Below are 23,269 nucleotides of genomic sequence, written 5' to 3' on the forward strand. Positions count from 1 at the left end.
GATTCTCGCCGCTGAGTTACGCCTTCACTTCTCGGCCATGGCGTCAGTGACTTTGATGCGCCCGGCGATGATCTCTTTCTTGGCGCGCTCGACTTCGTCGAGAACCGACTGCGGGATTAGGTTGCGGTTGTAATCGTCGAGCGCATAGCCGACGCCGTCGCTTTCAAGGCCGAACTCGTGAATGCCACCCTTGAATTGATTGCCGATGACATCCTTGACGGTGTCATAAACGGCATTATCCACGCGCTTCATCATGCTGGTCAGAATGAAGCCCGGCTTCACCCAGTTCTGATTCGCATCCACGCCGATGGCCAGATGGTTGGTCTCTTCCGCCGCGTCAAAGACGCCAAGGCCGGAATTGCCGGCGGCCTGAAAGATGACATCGGCGCCGCGCTCGATCTGCGCCTTCGCCAGCTCTTTGCCCTTGCCGGGATTGTTCCACGCCGAGTCATTGACGCCGACGTAGTTCTCAAAGACCTCGATCTTCGGGTTGGCAAAACGCGCGCCTTCGGCATAGCCGGTGGCGAACTTGTGGATCAGCGGGATGTCCATGCCGCCGACGAAGCCAACCTTGTTGGTCTTCGTCGTGCGCGCCGCGATCATGCCGACGAGAAACGAGCCTTCGTGTTCCTTGAAGATCAGCGAAGCGACGTTCGGCGCATCAATGACACCGTCAATGATGGCAAACTTGAGATTGGGATAGTCCTTCGACACTTGCTCCATGATCGGCGCTTGCGCGAAACCGACGCCAATGATCAGGTCATAGCCGCGCTCGGCAAAGGCGCGCATAGATGGTTCAATCGAAGTCGGGTCGCCCGGCTCGACATCGCGCAAGATCATGTCGCTGGGCATATCCTTGAGCGCCCGCTGGACGCCAACCCAGGCGGCGGCGTTGAATGACTTGTCATCCTTGCCGCCGATGTCAAAGACGATGCCGACGCGCTTCTTGCCGCTCGCCTCGTCGCCGCCGCCAAGCACACGGCTGCAACCCGGGGCGATGAGCAAAGCGCACAACAGAACTGCCAATGCCGTTTGCTTCATTAAGACTTCCCTTCCTCTTGATCTCGCCGTGGCCTTATACATCGGGCACTTCGTACAGGTAAGGCATGTCGTGCAGCTTGTTCTCCTTGCCATCATGCACGGCGTAGCGCGAGCGGTGGCGCTCGCCGCGCGCGTTGATCGAGTAAGCCCACAGCGACCCCGCGCCATACTCGCCCTTCTTGTTCAACGCATAGAAATTGAGGTGGAACTTGCTGAGCTTGGCCCGGTTGTTATTGTAGTTGGCGACCACCCGCTTGCAGGCTTCGAGGCAGGCATCCGTAGGCGATGCGCCGCGCCGCATCATCTCGACGATGGTGTGCGCGCCATTGATCTTGATGCACTCTTCGCCGCGCCCCGTAGAGCCGGCGGCGCCGATTTCGTTATCCACGAACAGGCCGCAGCCGATGATCGGCGAATCGCCGACGCGCCCCGGTATCTTCCACGCCAGCCCGCTGGTCGTCGTCACGCCCGACAGGTCGCCACGCCCGTTGACGGCGATGCAGTTGATCGTTCCCGTCGGCGGGTGGGCGATGTACTCTTCGATGCGCGCCAGTAGCTCGGCGCGATCCCAGTCACCGTTATAGATTAAGCTCTGCGGCTGACCGTCGGGCGTCGCCAGTCCCGGCCCCCAGGCGTCCTTGTCGCTCATCGTCTCTTTCCACTTCAGCCACGCGGCGCGCGACTCTTCGGTGAGCAAATCCATCGCCTTGAAGCCATGCGCCAGCGCGAATCGCAAAGCGCCTTCACCGACGAGCAGCAAGTGATCTGTGCGCTCTAAAACCAGCTTGGCGACCAGCGACGGGTTCTTGATGTTGCGCAACGAAGCGACCGCGCCGGCGCGGTGCGTCGGCCCGTGCATGACGCTGGAGTCTAACTCGACGACGCCCTCTTCATTCGGCAAGCCGCCGTAGCCGACGCTCTGATCTTTCGGGTCGTCTTCGACAATGTTGACCCCGGCAATCACCGCATCGAGCGTATCGCGGCCCGCGCGAATCATCTCCATCGCCTTGGCGGTGGCGGCCAAGCCATTGGCGCTCGATACGACGACAGGGCGAGTGCCACCCTGGACGGCAAGCGCAGATCGCGGCGCTTCATTAATCATGCCGGCGGCAACCCCGGCGACGGCGCTCGTGCGAACGAAATCGCGGCGTGTGATCTTGTTTTTCATAACCACTTTTCTCCTAATCGGTGTGACGCTCGCAAGCGGCTGTTGGTGTTCCGGGCCACTGTCCCGGCGGCTGATTGCGCGTGATTCAACAGTGAAGGACGATTCTATTCCCTTCTCAGCGGGTTTGTAAACGAAGCGGCATCAGCGCAGCACATCTTTAATCAACACCGGCGGCGCGGTCGCTTCAGCGCCGATCTGATAAGCCTGGAGAATGACGGCGGCGGCTTCGTCTACCAGCACCGCGTCATTGAAGTGCATGACGGCCAGCGGCGTGCGCTCTTCGACGCGGTCGCCGATGCGCGCATGGATGGTCAGTCCGACGCTCAGATCGATCTTTGAATCGAGCCGCAGGCGGCCCGCGCCGAGCAGCATCGAAGCGCGCCCGATAGCCGCCGTGTCAATCGCTTGCACAGTGCCGCTGCGCCGGGCTAAAACCGCGCGCTCATGCCGCGCCGTCGGCAATAACGAATAATCATCCAGCACACGTGGGTCGCCGGATTGCGCGGCGATGATCTCGCGCATCTTTTCAAGCGCCGCCCCCTTTGCGATCAACTCGTCATAGCGGGCGCGGCCTTCGTCAACCGTAGCCACCGCGCCGCCAAGCACCAGCATCTCGGCTGAAAGCTCGCGGCAAAGCGTGATGAAGTCGTCCGGCCCCTGGCCGCGCAAGGCATCGAAGGCTTCGATCATTTCCAGAGCGTTGCCGACCGTGCGACCGAGCGGCTGGTTCATGTCCGTGAGCAGCGCGACACAATCTTTGCCGAGACCGCGGGCGATCTGAATCATCAGCTCGGCGAGCTGGCGGGCTTCGGCTTCTGTCTTCATGAACGCGCCGTTGCCGACTTTGACATCAAGCACCAGGCCGGTGATGCCTTCGGCCATCTTCTTGCTCATAATCGAAGCGGCCATCAGCGGGCGGCAGGGCACGGTAGCCGTCACGTCGCGCAAGGCGTAGAGCTTGCGGTCGGCGGGCGCTATCTGGGCAGTCTGGCCGATCAGCGCGACGCCAACCTGCGTGAGCGTGGCGCGAAATTCGGCAAGCGACAGGTTGGTGCGAAAGCCCTGGACCGAGTCGAGCTTGTCGAGCGTGCCGCCGGAATGCGCCAGGGCGCGGCCCGAAATCATCGGCACAGGCACGCCCGCCGCCGCGACAACCGGCGCGATGACTAGAGAAGTCTTATCGCCGACGCCGCCCGTCGAATGCTTATCGACGCGCAGGCGGCCCAGCTCAGACAGGTCTAAGACCTCGCCCGAATGCAGCATCTCTTCGGTGAGCGCGATGGCTTCGGCATCCGTCATGCCGCGCAGGAAGATGGCCATCAGCAAGGCCGACACCTGATAGTCGGCAATCTCGCCGGCAGTATAACCTTGAATGATGAAGTGAATCTCGTCGCGCGTCAGATGTTTGCCGTCGCGTTTCTTTTCGATAATGTCAACCGCTCGCATGATTGATCTTGGCCCTGGCGTCTGCCGGCGTGCCGTCAGTTGGTGCCGGCCTCTGTCTCCTGTTTGATCTCGCGGTAGAGCCAGGCTTTGGCTTTCAGCCATTCGCGCTTGACCGTGATGGCCGAGACGCCGAGCACTTCTGCCGTCTCTTCAACGCTCAGTCCGCTGAAGTAGCGCAGCTCGACGATGCGGCACTTGCGCTCGTCAATCCGGCTCAATCGGTCGAGCGCCTCGTTGAGCGCCAGCAGGTCAACCGACTCTTCCGGCGTCGCGGCCACCGCATCGTCGAGCGTGATGCGCAGCGCCGAGCCGCCGCGCCGGGCATAGCGCCGCGAGCGCGCGTGGTCAACCAGCAGGTGACGCATCACCTGCGCGGCGACTCCGAAGAAGTGCGCGCGGTTCTGCCAGTCCGCATGCTGCTGGCCGAGCAGCCGCATGTAGGCTTCATTGACCAGCGCCGTCGTCTGCAAAGTGTGGTCGCCGCGCTCACGTTTCATGTAGCGCCGCGCCAGGGCGTGCAGCTCGTCGTAGACCAGCAGCATCAGCTTGTCGAGCGCCGCGTGATCGCCGCCGCGCCAGTCTACGAGTAGCTGAGTGACTTCCTGTGGCGAGGTTGCCATTGCCGTCTCCGTCCGCCCTGCGGGATGCATCAAGGCCGAGACGAATTATAGCGTCTGCGCCCTGGCTTATCTAACGCCCGCCGACGATCTAACAGAATAAGCGACCCGGCATGATACCGATTCGCCGCGCTTATCGCTTATGAGAGTGGAGGCCAAAGACGATTCCCACCACCGCGTGGTCCGGCAGATTTGTCCCCGGCCCGAAAACTGAGAATAGGAGAAAAACGATGAAAAAAAGATTAGTCCATTACAGATTTTTGCTTTGTGCTGTCGTGCTCTGCGGCCTGCTGGCCGTATCGCCTCTTCCCCGCATTGAAGTCCGAGCCTTCGGTTCGGAAGGCGTTGGCCAACAACAAACAGGCCTTCGTCTGCAACCCGGAGCGGCCTTACAGGTAGACAACTGTCCGGGAAACATCGTAGTTAACGGAGGTTTTACGAACGGGCTGGCCCCCTGGACGGTGGCCTACGGAACTCCCGACCTGAGCACGGGCCCAGGATATCTTGATCCAGGGGCTGTCGGCATGTGGGGGAATCAAAACCCAACTATTGGCGAGGGCCTTCAACAGGCACTGACCACGGTTACAGGGAAAACCTACATCGGCTCGGTCGCTTTCCAGCGAGTCAACGACCCTGGCAAGCTGCCTTACGCGATGCTTAAGCTGCGGACTTCCACGACGCCGCTGTCCTCTGTGGCGGGGGGGAACACGATCTTCCTGTCGCCCAGCGTCAACGACCTGAGTTGGCATCCCTACTCTTTCAGCTTTATGGCTCCAGGCCCGGTCACCTATCTCACGATCAATGTCGAAAACAATTCAAGCGCTAATGACGGCGGGCAGACTTCCTACGCCCGGGTCGACGATATCTGCATTCGAGAGGAGGGGGCGCCTGACTTCAAGGCAACGACTGTATGCCAGGGTCAACCAACTGTTTTCACAATTAGCGCTTCTGGCTCGACGTCATGGAACTGGGATTTCGGCGACGGCACAAACAGCAATCAACAGAACCCGACTCACACCTACGCCAATGCGGGAACCTACACCGTGAAGCTGTGCGTCAATGGGACCACCAATTGTGTGACCAAGACGGTGACGGTGCTCTCGGCGCCCCCTGCCCCTGTCATCACTGGCCCGAACGACTCGTGCGGCTTGCCGGTCGCGACCTACTCTGTGCCGGCAACAGGAGGTGTGGCTTACTCGTGGGCTGTGAACGGCGGAGTGATTCAGGGTTCGTCAACGACTAACAGTGTCAACGTCGTCTGGAATCCGTCGGGCACGGGAACGATCACTGTGACCGTGACCAGTAAAGGCCAATGCCCGTCCTCCGCCACGATGACCGTCCGCAACTGCGACCTTTATCAAGGGGAATGTTGCGTGAAGGACAAATTCCAGGTCGACCTGAAGAGTCTGAGCTATGTGGGAAACGGTGTTTACAATTTCACCCCGGCCCTGACCACCAGCATGCCGAATATCATCCGCGTCACTGCCAACATCATCAGCGCATCAGTCACCTATTCTCCGACCAAGTGCGGCACGGGCGGCCCCGCGAACGCCTACGTTGTGGGCGCGTCAAACGTCTCCCCGTTCGTCGCCTCGTTGCCGATTGCCAATGACCACGAAGCGATCTGGCATGGGTTCGCCCCCGCCGTCAGCGGTGTCAGCTTTCCGATGCAGCTCCACTTCCCGCTGCCGCCGACAGGCTTGTGCACGGACTCCCTGATATTCTGCATGAAATTCACCGTCAGGGATCGCAATTGCAAAACCTGTGAGATCATCCAGTGCTTTGGCCCGTTCAAGCGCGGCGGCGGAATCCAACCTAATGACACCAGCAACCCGCCGAATTGAGCGGAAGACCGATCATGGTGTATCCGGCGCGGCGACCTCTTCCGGGGTCGCTGCGCGCCAGAAGCGGATCGTCTGGTCGCGGCTGCCGCTGGTCAAGACTTTGTCGTCAGGCGAAAAGGCGACGAACTGCACGAAGTCCGTGTGGCCCTTGAGCGCGATCAACTCCTGGCCGGTGGCCACGTCCCAAAGCCGGATCGTCATGTCTTGACTCGCGCTCGCCAGGCGCGTGCCATCGTGCGACAGCGCGATGCACCTGACTTCATCGGCATGTCCTTTGAACGTCCTGACCTCACGGCCCGTCGCCACGTCCCAGAGCTTCGCCGTCAGGTCGGCGCTGCCCGAAGCTAGCAGCCGTCCGTCCGTTGAGAAGGCCACGGAATTGATCACGTCCGAGTGGCCGGCGAGCGTGGCAATTTCTTTGATGCTCGCCACGTCCCAGATTTTAATTTCGTGGGCGTCGCCTCCGACCGCCAGCCGCTGGCCGTCGGGCGAAAAGGCCAGGCAGCGCACCCGCCGCTCCTGCGCGCTAAAGCTGGCGACTGCTTGATAAGTCGTGGCGTCCCACAGCGTCACGATGCCGTCATAGAAGCCGGTCGCGATCAACCGGCCATCGGGCGAAAACGTGATGGTATACACGCGTCTCTTGCGATCATTGAGGGAGCCGAGTACTGCGCCGCTTCCGGGGTCTATGACGATCAATGGGCCGGTGCCGTCCTTCAGCACTAACCGCTGACCGTCGGGCGCGAGCGCCAGGTACGCTGTTCCCAGCGGCGGTTCGATGGGGATGCGGCGTTCCTGGCCGGTGGCGACATCCCACACTTTCAATTCACGGTTGCTGTTGCTAACCAGCACCTGACCGACTTGCGAATAGGCCCCCAATCGTTCGCCCAGCCTGATGATGAAAGGTTCTTTGAGATTGCTGATGTCCCACACCTTCACCGTGTGATCGAGGCTCGCCGAGATCAGTCGCAAGCCATCAGCCGAGAAGACCAGCGATTCGACCGGGCGCAAGTGGCCACGCAACGAGCCAAGCTCTTGCCCGCTCGCCACGTCCCACAGCTTGATGGTGCGGTCGTTGCCGCCGGTCGCCAGGGTTTTGCCGTCGGGAGAGAAGGCGACGCAATCCACCCAGCTCGCATGCCCCTTGAAAACGCCGAGCGCCTTGCCAGTGGTCGCATCCCACAGCCGCGCCGTCTTGTCAGAGCTTGCCGTCGCCAGCCATTTGCCATCGGGCGAGAACTTCGCCGAATTGGTCTGCTCGGTATGCCCTTTGAAGGACACCAGTTCATTGCCGTTAGCCACATCCCACAGCTTCACGCTGGTATAAGAAGTGACCGCCAATCGCTTGCCATCGGGAGAAAGCGCCAGGGACAGAATGGGAGCTGGACTATTTGTCAACGATCCAATCTCTCTGCCGGTGGCGGTGTCCCAGACCTTCACCGTACCGTCGTGACTCGCGGTAAACAATCGCCTGCCATCTAGCGAGAAGACCACGGCATTCACCCGCTGTGTGTGGCCGACGAGTGAAGCGATCTCCGCGCCGGTCTCGGCATCCCAGAGCTTTGCTGTATTGTCGCCGCTCGCGGTAGCCAGCCGCTTGCCGTCAGGTGAGAAGGCGACCGCATTCACCCATCTGTCGTGGCCCGTGAGCCTGTGCAGTTCTTCCCCCGTCGCCACGTCCCAGATTCTTGCCGTGTTATCTTCGCCGCCCGACGCCAGCCGCCGGCCATCCGGCGACAGCGCTACCGACCAGACCTGATCGTCCTGGTACAACGTCATGCGCTCGTTGCTATTGTGATAGAGTCGCCAGAGGTAGAACCACTCGAAGCCGCGCAGGTCGTCTTCGCTCGGCTTCGGGCGATTGGCTTCGAGCAGTTCTTCGAGGCGTTCGAGGTTGGTGTTATCCCAAGCCTGCCCGGCCAGATTCATCTGCGCCGCGTAGAGCAGGCGGCGATAATCGAGCGCCCGCGTGCGCGCCAGCCGCGCCTGCCAAGTGGTGGTGATGATGCCGGCGATCAGCATCAGCACGAAGAGCGCGACGACGGCGACGCCGACTTTGTGCCGCCGCATGAACTTGTCTGCACGATAGGCCAGCGTCGCCCTCTGCGCCTGCACGGCTTTGCCTTCGAGGTGGCGGCGGATGTCCGCAGCGAACTGCTCGACCGACTGGTAGCGCGCCGCCGGCTCTTTGCGCAGCGCCTTAAGCGCGATGCTGTCGAGGTCGCCGCGCAGCCGCGCCCGCAGGCGGTCGGGCTTGCCTTCGCGCGTCTGGCTAATCGTCTCCGGCGTGCGTCGCGGGCGGGCGCGACCATCGCTGCCGGCTTCGTGTTCGACCTGATCGACGATGGCGCTCGGTCGCTCAGGCTCGCTGTCACAGATGACGCGCTCCAATTCCAAAGGCGAGCGGCTGCCGAGCTTGTAAGGCCGGTGGCCGGTCAGTAATTCATACAACACGACGCCGAGCGAGTAGACATCGCTCGCGGTCGTCACCGCGTCGCCGCGCACCTGTTCGGGGCTGGCGTATTCCGGCGTCATCGGCGGCAGGCCAGTCTGCGTCACCGCCAGGTCAACTTCATGCAGGTCGGCGCTGAGCAGCTTGGCGATGCCGAAGTCGAGCAGCTTCACCGTGCCCTCGTCTGTGACCATGATGTTCGAAGGCTTGAGGTCGCGGTGGATGACCAAGCTCTGGTGGGCGTACTGGACGACAGCGCAGGCCCGCAGGAAGAGCTTCAGGCGCTCGGTGATCGATAGCCGCTTGCGGTCGCAATAATCTGTGATTGGCGTGCCGGCGATGTACTCCATCACCACGTAGGGCATGCCCTGTTCGGTGGTGCCGCCATCGAGCAGCCGCGAAATATTCGGGTGATCGAGGTTGGCCAGTATCTGCCGCTCCTGGCGGAAACGCTGTAGCACTTCGCGGTGGTTGGCGCCCGGCCAGACGACTTTGATGGCGACCAGCTTGGCGAACTCCTGGTCGGCGCGCGCCGCCAGATAGACTACGCCCATGCCGCCGCGCCCGATCTCGCGCAGCACGCGGTATGGGCCGATCATCTGGCCGCGCGCCGGCTGGAGGCTGCCGAACATCGCGCCCGTCTGCGCCGGCAGCGATTCCATAAAACCGCCGGCGCGGTCGTGCGCCGCGAGCAAGGCTTCGACCTCGCGCTTCAGCAGCGGGTCGCCGGCGCAGACCTCGGCGAGGATGAAGGGACGCTCCTCCGGCGCGTGGTCAAGGAGGTCGTCGAGCAGTTCATCAATCCGTTTCCAGCGTTCCGGGGTCATCGGCTTTCGCCCTCACCGGCGGATTTGCGAAGTGAACGGTTAACCAAACGATAGAGTCACGAGACAGGTTAGTTGATGCCGAACCTTGAGATGGCCTGGTATCCTGGCCGCCACTGGTTTGTAGCGACGGCCACATTCTACATTAACTGGAAGAAATGCGGCATAACTTTTTCTGGTGGTCAGCGAGTGGCGATCATGACGACTGCGTGCGCCGCCATCGCTTCGCCGCGCCCGACAGCGTCAAGCCCTTCGTTGGTCTTCGCCTTGACGCTGACCGACTCAACAGCGATCTCTAAAACACTGGCCAACTGCTGACGCATGGCCGGAATGTAGGGCTTGAGCTTGGGCAGTTCGGTGATCACTGTGGCGTCAAGATTGACGACGCGGTAGCCCTTCTCGCCGATGAGCTTGACGGCGTGGCGCAGAAAATCGAGGCTCGACGCGCCGCGCCAGCGCGGGTCGTTGTCGGGGAAATGCGTGCCGATGTCGCCGAGCGCCGCCGCGCCCAGCAGCGCGTCGCAGACCGCGTGCGCCAGAACGTCCGAGTCCGAATGGCCGAGCAGCCCTTTGGTGTACGGCACGCGCACGCCTGCCAGCAGCAGCTTGCGGTCTGGTACGAGGCGATGAATGTCATAGCCGATGCCGACGCGATAGGCTTCGCTCATAAAACGACCTCAACCAAAAAACTCTTCCTGAATGGCTTCGGCCACGCGCAGGTCGAATGGCCGCGTGATCTTGATGTTGATCGGCGAGCCTTCGACGACGGTGACGCGGTGGCCGGCGCGCTCGACCAGTTGCGCGTCGTCTGTAGCGGTGTAGCCCTCGGCATAGGCGCGGTCGTAAGCCGACTTGATGACCTCGTAGCGAAAGGCTTGCGGCGTCTGCGCGTGGTAGATGCGCTTGCGGTCGAGCGTCCGCTGGACGCGCCCACGATGAACCTGCTTGATGGTGTCCGTAGCCGCCAGCGCCAACAGCGCCGCGCCGCTCGCCTCGGCGCGCTCGATCACCTGCCTGATCTCTTCGGGGCGCACGAAAGGCCGCACCGCGTCATGCACGGCGACGACGCCGGCCGTCTCCGCATTGATCACCTGCAAGCCGCGATACACAGAATCCTGGCGCTCGGCGCCGCCGCCGACGACGCGGGCGATCTTCTTGAGGTTATGCCGCGAGATCAATGCCAGCACGTCACTGGTGAGGTTGGGTTGCAGGACGAGAATCACCTGATGCACGGCGTCGCAGGCTTCAAAGCGGCGCAGCGTGTGGACGAGCAGCGGCACGCCTCGCAGCTCCATCATCTGCTTGGCGCGGTCGGCCTGCATGCGCGCGCCGATGCCGGCAGCGGGAATAACGGCGATGTTCAGCCTGCGGTCACTCACTGCGTCGCCGTCGAGGTATGGCGCGGGGCGGGCGCCGGTCGCCCGTCGTCGTTGAAACGGCCAAAGATCATCTTGCCCGCCGTCGTCTGCAAGACGCTCGTCACCGAGACATCGATGTTCTTGCCGATCATGCGCCGCGCGTTATCGACCACCACCATGGTGCCGTCGTCGAGGTAGGCGACGCCCTGGTTGTACTCCTTGCCTTCCTTGAGCACAAAGACGCGCATGATCTCGCCCGGTAGCACCACCGGCTTGAGCGCATTGGCCAGCTCGTTGATGTTGAGCACCGCGACGCCGCGCAGTTGCGCCACCTTGTTGAGGTTGAAATCGTTGGTGACGATCTTGCCTTCGATCTGCTTGGCCAGCTCGATCAGCTTATGATCGACTTCGCGGACGTCGGGGAAGTCGGCTTCGCTGATGACAATCTCGTAGCTGCCTTTTTTCTTTTGCAGGCGTTGCAGGATGTCGAGGCCGCGCCGCCCGCGATTGCGCTTGATCGAGTCGGCGCTATCGGCGATCTGTTGCAGCTCGCGCAGGACGAATTGCGGGATGACCAGGGTGCCGGCCAGAAAGCCGGTTTCGGCAATGTCGGCCACACGGCCATCGATGATGACCGAGGTGTCGAGTATTAATGAATGGGCTTTGCTGCTGCCCTTCTCTACGAAAATGCCTCCGAGCGCGGAAAGATCGAGATAATCTCCTTTGACTGCGCCTACCATTAATCCTACATAACCTGTGAGGAGCGTCAGCGTGAGTGTGAGAAAAGATTTGAAGGCCGGCGAGAGCATTTCGGCCTGCTGCGCCGAGATGATCCAGGCGATCAAGGTGGCGGCAAGGATGCCGAGCACCGAGCCGACCGCCGCGCCAATCAAGGTCTTCAGCGACGCTTTGCGGATGCGGGTTTCAAAGAAGATAATCAATACCGCAAGCGCACCACCGACCGCCGCCGAAAGCCATGCCTTACCGTCTATGGGCTTGAGATAGTATCCTGCACTCACGAGCGCCGCGAAAAAGACGAAACGAATGAGACTAATATCGAAGCGCATAAAACCTCCGTTCGTCTTATCTACCGCTCGAGCCGTTCCTGCTGACGACGCTGCGAATAGTTAAGCTGGGTTGTGAAAGATCAAGTCGCGGGGTTGGCCGCGATGCCGACCGCTCAGCCGATGCACCTCGCCGCGCCGGACGCTCAGGATAAAGCGAAGGGATGAAGCAACCTGTTCGTCAGCGTTTGAAGGTAGCCCGAAAGCGCCAGGCAAGACCCGCTTCGGGCGGCGTGCGTCGGCCAGGCGATAAAGAATGAGGAGCTTGGCCAAGCGTGCGACCCGTGCTGCTGCCGGTCGGGCCGGAGCAGCGCTCCGACCGCGTTCATTATAGCTGAACTCTATAAATATGCTACCGAAAACAGGAAGTCAGGAGTCAGGAGTCAGAAGTCAGAAGAGGGAGCAGAAAGCCGCTGATGAAGAATAGAAAGCCAAATAGATGCGGAGGCGCGGTACGCCGACTCCTGTTTCCCTTCTGACTTCTGACTCCTGACCCCTGACTTCTTCTCCGTTACAGGAATCGTCACCCGATGACTGACAAATTTCGTAAGCGCAAGTTGAGACGGGCAAGCCGCGTTGTTATAAATCGAGCATTTACGGCTACCTGAGCGGGCCGTAACCCGTGGCACGAGCATTGCCAATGTGTACGGCGTAGCTTAAAGAAGTTACGCGGTGGCCGAGGCAACGGGGGCTGCGTCGGTCACCGCAAAACTGAAAGAAGCGACAGACAGACAAAACAACGAAGCTGAAGGGAATGGGGCAACGGGGGCTGCGTCATTCCCTTCGGCGTATTTCTGCGGCCATCAAAACAGCGCTTCGAGCGCATCACCCACGTCGCGCACGCCGATCACTTCAATCGCATCATCATATTCAAGCCCCGTGAGGTTGCCTTGCGGAATGACACAGCGGCGAAAGCCCATCGCATAGGCTTCGCGGACGCGCACCGCCGCCTGGCTCGTCGCGCGCACTTCGCCCGCCAGCCCGACTTCGCCGAAGACCGCCGAGCGTTCCTCTATCGGCACATTTCGAAAGCTCGACGCAATCGCCGCGACGATGCCTAAATCTGCCGCCGGCTCGTCAATCGCCATGCCGCCGGCGACGTTCACGAAGACATCGTCGGCCAGGACATGCATGCCGATGCGCTTCTCCATCATCGCCATCAGCAAAGCGACGCGTTGTGAATCGACGCCCTGCGTCATGCGCCGCGCCGTGCCATACTTGTTCGAGGTCACCAGCGCCTGAATCTCGACCAGCATCGGCCGCGTCCCTTCCATGCAGGCGGTGACGACCGAGCCCGACACGCCGACGGGCCGTTCGCTCAGGAACAACCCCGAAGGATTGGTCACCGGCACCAGGCCGCGCCCGGTCATCTCGAACACGCCGATTTCGTTAGCCGCGCCGAAGCGATTCTTGACGGCGCGAATGATGCGGTGGTTGTGGTGGCGCTCGCCTTCAAAGTAGAGCACCGTGTCGACGATGTGTTCGAGCGCCTTGGGGCCGGCGATCATGCCTTCTTTGGTGACGTGGCCGATCAAGAAGACCGGCAGCGTGCGGTTCTTCGCGAGCATCAGAAACTGCCCGGCGACTTCGCGCACCTGCGAAACGGAGCCGGGCGCGCTTTCGAGCTTCGACGAAAAGACCGTCTGCACCGAATCAACGACGATGGCTTGCGGGTCGAGCGCGTCAATCTCTGCGAAGATGCGCTCAAGGTTGGTCTCCGCCAACAGGTAAAGCCCCCGCGGGTTGATGCCCAGGCGCTCGCCGCGCAACTTGATCTGCCGCTCGCTCTCTTCGCCGGAAATATAAAGCACCTTGCCATAAGCCTGCGAGAGCTTGTCCGAGACTTCGAGCAGCAGGGTGGATTTGCCGATGCCGGGATCGCCGCCGATCAGCACCAGTGAGCCGGGGACGATGCCGCCGCCTAAGACGCGGTCGAACTCGTTGATGCCCGACGATTGGCGCGCGTCGTCCTGACTCTCGATCTCTTGATAAGCGAGCGGCGTCACGGCGCGCATGCGAAAGAGGCCGCCGCGCGGCGACGATTCGGGGCTTGCCGACGCCGGCTTTTCTTCGACGAGCGAGTTCCATTCGCCGCAATCGGGGCACTTGCCGAGCCAGCGCGGCTGTTGCGCGCCACACTGCTGACAGACATAGACGACTCGCGGGCCTTTCAGCTTTGCCATGCTTCCTTCTTCGTTCCTATGGATTCGCGGGGGTTCTATTCCTAAGTATGCGCGATGGCCATTCGCGCAAGCAAGTTGAGCTTTGCCGCAAGAATCGCGGCGCACGCCATTCCCCCTAAAGATGCCCCGAAAATGCCGACTTCGGGGTACTGGTATCGCGCGATTCAGCGATGGTATAATTTAAGGTCGGAAGATCGCTCCAATTCAGAAGGAAACCCAACAGAATGATTATCAAAGGATTGAGCAGAATGGTAGCGGCTCTGGTGCTCGCCTGTGCTTTCGCGCCCCTGGCGCGGGCGCAGGAGCAGAGCTCGCCGATTGACATCACACACTACAAGATCAACGCCGAGTTGTTGCCCGATTCGCACACCTTGAAAGCCACCGCCACCGTCACCATGAAGGCGCTGAAGCAGACGCAATCCGCGGTGCTTGAGATGAACGGCTCGCTGACGGTCACCGCGGTCAAGGCGCAGGATGGCAAGACGGCGCTGCAATTCATTCAGGACAAGGTCAACGAGCTGAACGTCAAGGTGAACCTCGGCAAACTCTACGAAGCTAACTCGGACATCACGTTGACGTTTGAATATTCAGGGCCGCTGGCGACCCCCGAAGGCGGGCCGCTGCCGGACACGCGGCTGGCCTATGTCGGGCCTGAGCAGGCTTACCTGTTTTACGCGGCGCGCTGGTTCCCTTTTCACGGCTATGCCGCCGACCGCGCCACTTCTGATATCAGCATCACCGTCCCGAAAACCTGGACGGTCGCCGGCCACAGCAGCAACCCTGTGACGGCGACGACAGGCAAAGACGGTCGCCCGACCTTCACCTTTGTCGAGACCCAGCCGGTGCTGCCCGGTTCGTTTGCCGCCGGTCAATTCATCACGCGGACGATCAACGCCGGCGGCATGCAGATCGATGTTTTCGTGTTGCCCGGCAGCGAGACTCGCGCCCAGGAGTTCGGCCAGGAGGTCGCGCAGATTCTCCAGTTCTATAACACGCGCTTCGGCCCTTACGCCTACGGCACGCGCTATGTCGTCGCCCAGGTGGATGACGAAACCCTCGACACTTACAGCGCCGCCGGCATCACCTTCCTGCCGCACAAGACGCTGGCCTCGGATAAGGCTTTGCCGGTAGATCAACTGGCGCGCGAAGTCGCTTATCAATGGTGGGGGCAGGCGGTCGGCCTGAAGAACTTTGACGACGCATGGCTGTCGCAAGGGCTGGCCGAGTATTCTTCGCTGCTCTACCGCGAATCGCAGCAGACCGCCGCCGAGTTCCGCGAATCGCTCAGCGAGATGATCGAGCTGGCGCTGGCCTACGAGCAGGAAGCGTCGATTGCGCGCGCGCCGGCGCAGCTCAACGACCAGTCGCCGGCCTACAAGTCGGTGATCTTCTATAAGGGCGCTTACGTCTATCACATGCTACGCGGCACCATCGGCGACGATAAGTTTTTCACCCTGCTCAAGAACTACTACTCGACCTACAAGGGCCAGAACGCCAACATCGATGATTTCGAGGCGCTCGCCGATAAGGTGACCGGGCAGAAGCTGCGCGGCTTCTTCGGCATGTGGGTGGATTCGACCGGTGTGCCGGAGTTCAAGACCGAATACACCATCCTGCGCACCAAGGAAGGCAAGTTCCGCGTGCGCGGCACGGTGCGGCAGAACATGGATTCGTTCCGCGGGCCGGTGACGGTGGCGATTGAAGCCGAAGGCGGGCGCGAATCAAAAGAGACGCTCGACATGCGCGGCACCTCCGCGGATTTCGACCTCGCGGCAGAAGGCAAGCCGCTCGAAGTCGTCGTTGACCCGGAGAACCGTTATCTGCGCACGTCGGATGCGCTGAAGGTCGCCGTCGTCGTGCGGCGCGGCATCCAGGCGGCGCAGCGCGAAGAGAACGCCGAAGCCGAAGAGCAGTACCGCCAGGCGATCAAGCTGAGCCCGCGCTCGTCGCTGGCGTGGTACAACCTCGGCCTGCTCTACATGGAGCAGCGCAACTGGCAGAAGGCGCGCGACGCCTTTACGCAGGCGCTCGATGGCGACCTGGAGCCGTCGTGGATCGAGGTCTGGTCCTACATCAAGCGCGGCAACACCTATGACGCCGACGACAACCGCGAGCGCGCCGTCGCCGAGTATGACAAGGCGATCTCGAATGGCAACGATTACAACGGGGCGCAGAAAGCCGCCGAGCGCTTCAAGGGCCAGCCTTACAAGAAGGAGCGCGCCGCGCAGGTGTCGAACGAATAGCTATCAATTGTTAGACCATCCGGGCCACGCGGTTTTGAATCAACCGCGTGGCTTTTTTATCGAGCAAGCCGCGCCAGCGACGCGGTTGACTCACTGAAAAGCGGTTTGCTACACTAGGGTTGCGCTGGAAAACCAGTTCCGGCACGGTTGATTGACTGGGGCTATAGCTCAGCTGGGAGAGCGCTGCAATGGCATTGCAGAGGTCAGGGGTTCGATCCCCCTCGGCTCCATCGGGCGTCTAAAAGTTGAGGGGAGGCAGTCGGCGCCTCCCCTCAACTTTTTGTGCGGATGGCGACAGTTCTCTTTCGTTCGGTCGGGTACACTTGCCGCGCCTCGCCTCTCCGCGATAAAAATAAAGGCGCTCTTCCACCTCATCCGGGAGTTGCCCCGGCGCGTTATGCGTCGGGTGCGGCGCGTGCGGCCCGCGTGTGTTCTCAAGGTTCGACTGATGAAAGCACTCGTCATAGACGACAACGAGCTTGTGCGCAGCAACGTCGCGGAGGTCTTGCGCGCCGAAGGGTGGGACGTAAGCGAGGCCGAGTCGGCCGACCGGGCTTTCGAGCTTCTGGGCGACGACGCTTGGTCGCTCGTCTTCTGCGACGTGAAGCTCAGCGACCACCACGAGGCCGAGGGCTACACGGTTCTGCGGCGCTTCGTCGAGGAGCAGCCCGACGCGCGGATCGTTCTGATGACCGGGCACGGCTCGGCCGCCGGCGCGCTCGACGCCGTATCCTTGGGCGCATACGACTACCTCATGAAGCCGTTCGAGAACGAGGACGTGCTTCGCATCGCGCAGGCAGTCCGCCACTCGAACGAGAAGCGCGAGCGGCCCGGCACGACGGGCGAACTCCCGCCCGAACCCGTCTACACTTCGGACATCGAACTCGTCGGCGCGAGCGCCGCCTTCGTCGAGGTGATGAAGATGGTGGGCCGCGTCGCGTCCACGTCGCTTCCGGTTCTCATCACGGGCGAGTCGGGCACGGGCAAGGAGGTCGTCGCGCGCGCGATTCATCGACGCAGCCTGCGCGCGACGAGCGCGTTCGTCGCGGTCAACTGCGGCGCGATACCTTCCGAGTTAATCGAGTCGGAGTTGTTCGGCCACGTGCGCGGCGCCTTCACGGGCGCGGAGCGCGACCGGCGAGGGCTCCTGCAAGAGGCGGACGGCGGCACGATTCTGCTCGACGAGATAACGGAGACGACGCCCGCCTTCCAAGTAAAACTTCTGCGCGCTTTGCAGGAGGGCGAGATTCGCCGCGTCGGCTCGAACCACACGATAAGCGTTGACGTGCGAGTCATCGCCGCGAGCAACCGCGACGTTGAGCGAGAGATGCGCGAGGGCCGCTTCCGGCAGGACTTGTTCTACCGCTTGAACGCGGTGACGCTGCACCTGCCGCCGCTTCGAGAGCGCCGCGAGGACATCATGCCGCTCGCGCGTTACTTCGCGCAGCGCTCGGCGCACGCGACTGCTTGCGAGCCCGTGAGCTTCTCGCGCGACGCCGTGCACGCGCTCGTCACATACGAGTGGCCCGGCAACATACGCGAGCTTGAGAACGCGGTCATACGCGCCGTCGCCCTGTGCGAGCACGTAGTCCGCCCCGAAGACCTGCCCGAACGCGTGCGCGCCGCGTTCGACGCAAACTCGCGGACGGACGCCGCGACGCACGACGCGCACGAAGAGACGCACAAGGAGGAGGAGCGTCTGCTCTCGCTCTCCGAACTCGAAGGCTTGCACGTCGCGCGCGTGCTCGCGAGCACGGGCGGCAACAAGCAGGCCGCCGCGCGCGTGCTGGGCATAGACCGCACGACGCTCCAACGCATGCTCAAGCGCCACGGCCTAGACCCCAACGCCGCGCGCTCCAACGGCGACGACAACAACGGCTCACGCGCGCAAGACTAGAGAGAAACATTTCACCACAGAGACACAGAGGCACAGTTTAAGAACACTGCTTTATGATTTTAGCTGTGCCTCTGTGTCTCTGTGGTGAATCCCGCATGAAAAATAGCCGCGTGCCGACGGACGCAACCGTCCGTCAGGCACGCGGCTTCCCTTTCCCCCTTGATGGTGGAAAAACTTTAGGCGGCGGCCGTCGCGCCGCGCTGACGCGACTCGACGCGGCGCGCGACCTCTCGCGCGATGGCTAGAATCTGCGACGCGTCGAAGGGCTTCGTCACCACCCAGTCGACGCGCGCCGCGTCGCGCTCGGTCGAGCCGACGGCCTCGCCCCAGCCCGTTATGACCGCGAGCGGCAGCGCCTCGTCGCGCTCTCTCACCGCGCGCGCGAGTTCCCAACCGCTCATGCCCTTCATCCCCAAGTCCGTGAAGACCGCGTCGAAGTCCGACTCGGTTAACAGTTCTAAAGCCTCGCGCCCTCCGCGCGCGAGCGCGACGCAGTAGCCCTCGCTCTCAAGTATGTCGCGCAGGAGTTCGCGCACGCGCTCCTCGTCGTCGACGACGAGTATGCGCGTCCGTCCGGGCTGCTGCGGGACGAGCGCGATTGCTGGCGGCTCGCCCGTCGGCCTCGACTCGGCGCGGGCGCGAGCGGGCGGAAGAAGTATTCGGAAGGACGTTCCGCGTCCCGACTCCGAGTGAACCGAGACCGAGCCTTCGTGGCGTCGTATGATGCCGTAAGAGACGGCGAGGCCGAGCCCCATGCCCGCCTTGCCCTTCGTCGTGAAGAACGGGTCGAAGACGCGCGGGCGAACCTCGTCGGTCATCCCCTCGCCGGTGTCCGAGACTCCGATTTCAATCTGGCCTCCGGCCTCGCGCGTCGAGAGCGTAATCGTGCCGCCCTCCGGCATCGCGTCCACCGCGTTGAAGACCATGTTGACCAAGACTTCGCGAAGCTCCGACTCGTCGCCCATCACGCGCGCCTCGTCCGTGCCAAGTTTCAACTCAAGAGTTATGTGAACTCCTTCCGACTCGGCGCGGCTCTTCCAGCGCGGGCGCGTTATCTCTCGAACGTCGAGGAGCAGTTGGTCAACGGAGACGGGTTGAAAGTCGTGGTCGCGACGCTGCCGAGCGAAGTCCTGTATGCGCTTGATGGTCTTCGCGCCGTCCTTCGCGGTCTTGATGATGAGTTGAAGACCGGCGTCTATCTTCTCCGGGTCTTTCGTCGAGAGCAGAAGTTGCGCGCGGCCGAGAATCCCGGCGAGCGTGTTGTTGAAGTCGTGCGCGACGCCCGACGCCAACTCGCCCAAGGCCGACAGTTTCTCAATCTGCGCGTACTGCTCGCGTATCCTGTCCTGCTCGGCGATGTAGTGCGAAAGCTCTTCGACGTGGCGGCGAGCCTGCTCGGCCTGTTCGGCGGCCGCTTCGGCGCGCGCTTCGGCCGCCGCCTCGGCCTTCGCCGCTTCGGCCATCGCGTTGATGTTTTCGAGGTAGGTTCGATAGGTCAGGTAGACGATGACGATGATGGGCGCGACCGCGACGAGCGCGTAGAGACCGGCCGTCGAGACTAACTTAACTATCAGCCCGGCGGACGACGCGCCCGCGAAGTATGTTATCGAAGCCCAAAGGTACTTGTTGCGCCACGTCACCCACAGAGGCTCGTTCGCCTTCAAGGAAGTGTGAACGGCGGCGATGGTCGAGTTCACGACGTAGTGAACGAGCGCCATCACGCAGAGCGCCGCGACGAACTTCTGCGAGAAATCGCCGCGACGCAGAAGCGTCTCGTCGCCGAAGAGAAGGCGCAGCACGGCGACGGTCGTCAACATCGAGCAGGCCATCATCGCCGCGTTGAATAGACTCGTGAAGAGACTCAGGCGAGTCTTGCCGAGTCGCGAGGCCGCGAACAGTTCGGCGGCGGCGAGAAGCACCGCGACCTCGCCGCCGTAGAGCAGCAGCGTCAGGAAGATGAAAACGTCCGAGAACGAAATCTGCCCCGTCGTGCGCGGAATCGGAATGCAGAAGCGCGAGCTTACCAAGAGCGTGAACGCGACGAGCGGCACGAGCCGCAAGTCCAGACGCTCGACGGGCAGACGCAGCGCCGCGTACAGAATCACGCACGCGCCCGCCGCGATGAACGCCAACATGTAAGGCTTGACGAAACGCTGCTTCTCCATCTCTCAACCTCAGTGATAAGTGATAAGTGATGAGTGATAAGAGAAAGGCAAGGCGCGTCCTATGCCCCTACTCATCACTCATCACTCATCACTCATTACTTTCCATTTCGTTCGAGGAAAATCGTCTCGTAGTAGCCGCGCAGCTTGTAGCCCGCGCGCAGGAAGAGCGACTGCGCGGCGAGGTTCTGCTCGTTGACGAGCGCGCAGACCTCTTGGCTGTCAACGAGGAGCTTGCGGCTGAGGTGCGAAAGGCAGCGCAGGCCGTGGCCGCGCTGACGGCTCGCTGGCTCGACGTAGACGCCCTCGACGTATGTGCATTCGGGCGTCTCGGAAGCGATGTCGGCCTTGAAGACCAGATTTCCGTCCTCGACCAGAACCCACACGCGGCCGCCCTCGATGCGACGCGCGCAGCGCATGCGGAAGCCCGCGAGGTCAACGTCGAGCGGATTGATGCCGCTCTCGTCGTAGGCCATCGCCGCGTGTACGGGCATGACGAGCATCAGGTCGTCGAGCGTCGCGCGCCGCAGTTCGGGCACGGGCTCGCAAGCCTCGACGGGCCAGCGCTGCTCGAAGAGAAGCTCCCGGCAGAAGAGTCGCGGCGTCTGACCGGCGGGCGCGTAGTGGCCCCAGAAGCGATGTATCAAGCCCTGCTCGCCGAGTATCAAATGCGCGTCGCGCTCCTTCTGCGCGAGTTCCGCGAAGGCACGCAGCGCGCCTTCCGTGCGCGCCTCCACGAACGTCGCGTGCCCTATGAGCGCGACGCCGGCGAGTCGCCCTTCCGAGTCGCGGCACGCGTAGAACGTCCCTCGGTTGAAGGGGCTCTCCACTCCGTTGTCGCGTATCAGTCCGGACATGACGACCGTGTGTACGGGTCGTTCGGCGAGGAAGTCCAAGACCTCGCCTTCGTTGTGCCTTTCGGTCAGGGGGTGAACCAGAAAGGCTTCGGGCGCTCGCGCGTGTGTTCGTGCCATGGCCTTGTTCGACTCCGTGAATTGGGGCATCACGTCACTCCTTAATCGAGTTCGCTGCTGTTAACGTTTCGGCGAAGTTTCTGTCCGCCGCCGGCGCCCTTCAATAGTTCAAACGCCCGACCTTTCTGTTCACGCAGTCGTCGCACGCGTCGGGCACGGGCGGCGAGTAGCTTGTGGCGTCGCCCTTCGTCGTCGCGGACATCGCCTGCGCCGAGTCGGCCGCCAAGATGTTGTCCGTGACGAGCACGCCGTCGCCCGTGAAGAACTGGTCGGTGACGAGCACGCCCGAACTTATGTAGACCGAGCCGCTGCCCATCACGCCGCCGTTGCTGAACGCGACGCTGTCCGTCACGAGCACGCCGTTCGAGAGCATCGTGCGATCCGTGACTAACACGCCGTCGGTGACCAGCACGCCGTCAGTGACTAGCACGCCGTCGGTCACGAGCACGCCGAGCCCGTAGATTTTCTGATACGCGGTTATCAACTCCTGCCCGGTCGCGTAACCGTAGCCGAGCACGACGCCGCGCGACCAAGCGAAGGTCTCGCCCGCAATCGTGCTCTGCTGCGAAGGCGCCGCGCCCGCGAGCAGCGGCGCGCCGACGGGCGTGAGCGGCGAGAGATCCGTGCGAACGAGGCGCGCGAGACGCACAGCGCCCTCGACGTTTATCTCGCCCGCCCCCTGCTCCAACATGTTGTTGTTGGCGAGCGGCTGCGCCGTGTACATCAGAATCATCTTGACGAGGTTCGGCGTGAGACGCGGGTTCGCTTGCAGCATCAGTGCGGCCGCGCCGGCCGCGACGGGCGTCGCCATCGAAGAGCCGTTCAGGTACATCATCCGACGCTTGTCGGAGTTACTCACTCCCGCGTCGAGCGACGGGTATGTCGCTAGCAGATAGTTATCGACGGCCGCCGCGTCGATGATTTTGTTTCCGGGCGCGACTATGTCGGGCTTGATGAGGTTGTCGTGATGCTTGACGCCGAGCAGGTCCGTGCGTCCGCCGCGCGTGGGGCCGCGCGAACTGTAACTCGCCACGGTGTCGTCGGAGCGCGCGTCGGTGCCGAAGGTGTTCGCCGCCCCGACCGTTATCGCCGAGGGCTCTACGCCCGGCGAGTGAATGGCGCCGTAGACCTTCTGCCCCGCCGAGTCCTTGCCGAGATTGCCCGCGGCGGCCACGACGACCACGCCCGCGTCGACGAGCTTGCGAACCGCGCGGCAGACGGGGTCGTCCTTGTACGACTCGACCGCCGCCGTGCCTAAACTCATGTTGACGACGCGAATGTTATAGAGCGCGCGATTCTGCAAGACCCATTCGAGCGCGCTCAGAATGTTCGAGACGCGGCCCGTGCCCTGCGCGCCCAGCACGCGAAGGTTGATTATGTTCGCGTCGGGCGCGATGCCGATGTATGAGCCGTTCGAGATGCGGCCGTTGCCCGCCGCGATTGATGCGACGTGCGTGCCGTGGCCGTAAGGGTCGTCCGTGCGCCCCTCGCCCGTGAAGTCTTTGCTGTAGACGACGCGAAGGAAGTTGCTTCGCTCGTCGCGGAAGGCTATGTGGCCCGCGTCTATCCCTGAGTCGAGGACGGCGATGCCGACGCCGTTTCCGTCGAGGTTCGGGAGACTGCCGGGAGCGTCGCGAACGGTGTCCGTGCCTGTCGTGTATGAGACGTGGCCGAAGGAGACCGTCTCGCGGTCGAGCGAGACGAAGCGCACGCCCTTCTGCTCGGAGAGTTGTTCGACGAGACGCGCGGGGAGTTCGACGACGCGCGCGCCGACCGAAGCTAGTTGGCCGTCCGTCTTAACGTCGCGGCGTCTGAGGAGCGAGGCGAGCGCCGCGTCCGCCGCGCCGCCCGTTTGAAGTATCACGCGCACGCGCTCGTTCCGCGCGCCGGGGTCGCGCGCGAGTTCGAGAAGGTCTGGGGACAGACGCGACTCGGGTTGCCGCGCCTGCGCGTCGCGCTTTACGGCGACGAGAGGCGCGCGCTTGAGCTTTATGCC

At 62.5% G+C, this 23,269-nt stretch carries 15 protein-coding genes and 1 tRNA gene; 4 read left to right on the forward strand and 12 right to left on the reverse strand.

The features are described 5' to 3' along the window. Positions 1-24: 24 nt before the first annotated feature. From VJ464_22955 to VJ464_22970, 4 genes are all read right to left on the reverse strand, one after another. A complete protein-coding gene (locus tag VJ464_22955; protein ID HKQ08004.1) occupies positions 25-1,041 on the reverse strand; it encodes a BMP family ABC transporter substrate-binding protein in 1,017 nt (338 codons plus the stop codon). A gap of 34 nt (positions 1,042-1,075) precedes the next feature. Beyond that, on the reverse strand, positions 1,076-2,209 hold the full coding sequence (locus VJ464_22960) for an isoaspartyl peptidase/L-asparaginase (protein ID HKQ08005.1): 1,134 nt from the start codon (positions 2,207-2,209) through the stop codon (positions 1,076-1,078). Positions 2,210-2,350: 141 nt separating this feature from the next. Continuing rightward, positions 2,351-3,655, reverse strand: a complete 1,305-nt coding sequence (locus VJ464_22965) for a thymidine phosphorylase (GenBank protein HKQ08006.1) — start codon at positions 3,653-3,655, stop codon at positions 2,351-2,353. 35 nt (positions 3,656-3,690) lie between these two features. Continuing rightward, positions 3,691-4,275: a sigma-70 family RNA polymerase sigma factor gene (locus tag VJ464_22970; protein HKQ08007.1), complete on the reverse strand. Its 585-nt coding sequence runs from the start codon at positions 4,273-4,275 to the stop codon at positions 3,691-3,693. A 227-nt stretch (positions 4,276-4,502) separates the two neighbouring features. Between VJ464_22970 and VJ464_22975 the strand changes: the two genes are divergently transcribed. After that, entirely contained in the window at positions 4,503-6,116 is a 1,614-nt protein-coding gene (locus tag VJ464_22975) for a PKD domain-containing protein (protein ID HKQ08008.1), read from the forward strand. A 12-nt stretch (positions 6,117-6,128) separates the two neighbouring features. Here VJ464_22975 and VJ464_22980 read toward each other — a convergent pair whose 3' ends face one another. The 5 genes from VJ464_22980 to radA form a co-directional block, all read right to left on the reverse strand. Beyond that, complete coding sequence (locus VJ464_22980) at positions 6,129-9,395, reverse strand: protein kinase (GenBank protein HKQ08009.1); 3,267 nt, start codon at positions 9,393-9,395, stop codon at positions 6,129-6,131. A gap of 179 nt (positions 9,396-9,574) precedes the next feature. After that, positions 9,575-10,060 carry a 2-C-methyl-D-erythritol 2,4-cyclodiphosphate synthase gene (ispF, locus tag VJ464_22985; protein ID HKQ08010.1) on the reverse strand — a complete coding sequence of 162 codons (486 nt, stop codon included), beginning with the start codon at positions 10,058-10,060 and terminating at the stop codon, positions 9,575-9,577. A gap of 9 nt (positions 10,061-10,069) precedes the next feature. Then, positions 10,070-10,771 carry a 2-C-methyl-D-erythritol 4-phosphate cytidylyltransferase gene (gene ispD / locus VJ464_22990; GenBank protein HKQ08011.1) on the reverse strand — a complete coding sequence of 234 codons (702 nt, stop codon included), beginning with the start codon at positions 10,769-10,771 and terminating at the stop codon, positions 10,070-10,072. Then, positions 10,768-11,817 (reverse strand): PIN domain-containing protein, encoded by a 1,050-nt coding sequence (locus VJ464_22995; protein ID HKQ08012.1) that lies wholly within the window; start codon positions 11,815-11,817, stop codon positions 10,768-10,770. Before VJ464_22995 ends, ispD begins: the two co-directional genes overlap by 4 nt. An 800-nt stretch (positions 11,818-12,617) precedes the next feature. Continuing rightward, positions 12,618-13,997, reverse strand: coding sequence for a DNA repair protein RadA (gene radA / locus VJ464_23000; GenBank protein HKQ08013.1), 1,380 nt, complete (start codon positions 13,995-13,997; stop codon positions 12,618-12,620). A 224-nt stretch (positions 13,998-14,221) separates the two neighbouring features. On the opposite strand from radA, the gene VJ464_23005 reads away from it, so the two are divergent. The 3 genes from VJ464_23005 to VJ464_23015 all read left to right on the forward strand — a co-directional run bounded on the left by VJ464_23005 (position 14,222) and on the right by VJ464_23015 (position 18,137). Continuing rightward, positions 14,222-16,240: a M1 family aminopeptidase gene (locus tag VJ464_23005; protein ID HKQ08014.1), complete on the forward strand. Its 2,019-nt coding sequence runs from the start codon at positions 14,222-14,224 to the stop codon at positions 16,238-16,240. A 157-nt stretch (positions 16,241-16,397) separates the two neighbouring features. Beyond that, positions 16,398-16,470 (forward strand) — tRNA-Ala (locus VJ464_23010). Positions 16,471-16,688: 218 nt separating this feature from the next. Then, positions 16,689-18,137 (forward strand): sigma-54 dependent transcriptional regulator, encoded by a 1,449-nt coding sequence (locus tag VJ464_23015; GenBank protein HKQ08015.1) that lies wholly within the window; start codon positions 16,689-16,691, stop codon positions 18,135-18,137. A gap of 176 nt (positions 18,138-18,313) precedes the next feature. On the opposite strand, the gene VJ464_23020 is transcribed toward VJ464_23015, so the two are convergent. From VJ464_23020 to VJ464_23030, 3 genes are all read right to left on the reverse strand, one after another. Further along, positions 18,314-20,302 (reverse strand): ATP-binding protein, encoded by a 1,989-nt coding sequence (locus tag VJ464_23020; GenBank protein ID HKQ08016.1) that lies wholly within the window; start codon positions 20,300-20,302, stop codon positions 18,314-18,316. 95 nt (positions 20,303-20,397) lie between these two features. Further along, positions 20,398-21,273 (reverse strand): GNAT family N-acetyltransferase, encoded by an 876-nt coding sequence (locus tag VJ464_23025; protein HKQ08017.1) that lies wholly within the window; start codon positions 21,271-21,273, stop codon positions 20,398-20,400. 100 nt (positions 21,274-21,373) lie between these two features. After that, the coding region (locus VJ464_23030) for a S8 family serine peptidase (GenBank protein HKQ08018.1) at positions 21,374-23,269 on the reverse strand (1,896 nt) is incomplete at its 5' end.

This window comes from Blastocatellia bacterium, from assembly GCA_035275065.1.
Taxonomy (GTDB): domain Bacteria; phylum Acidobacteriota; class Blastocatellia; order UBA7656; family UBA7656; genus DATENM01.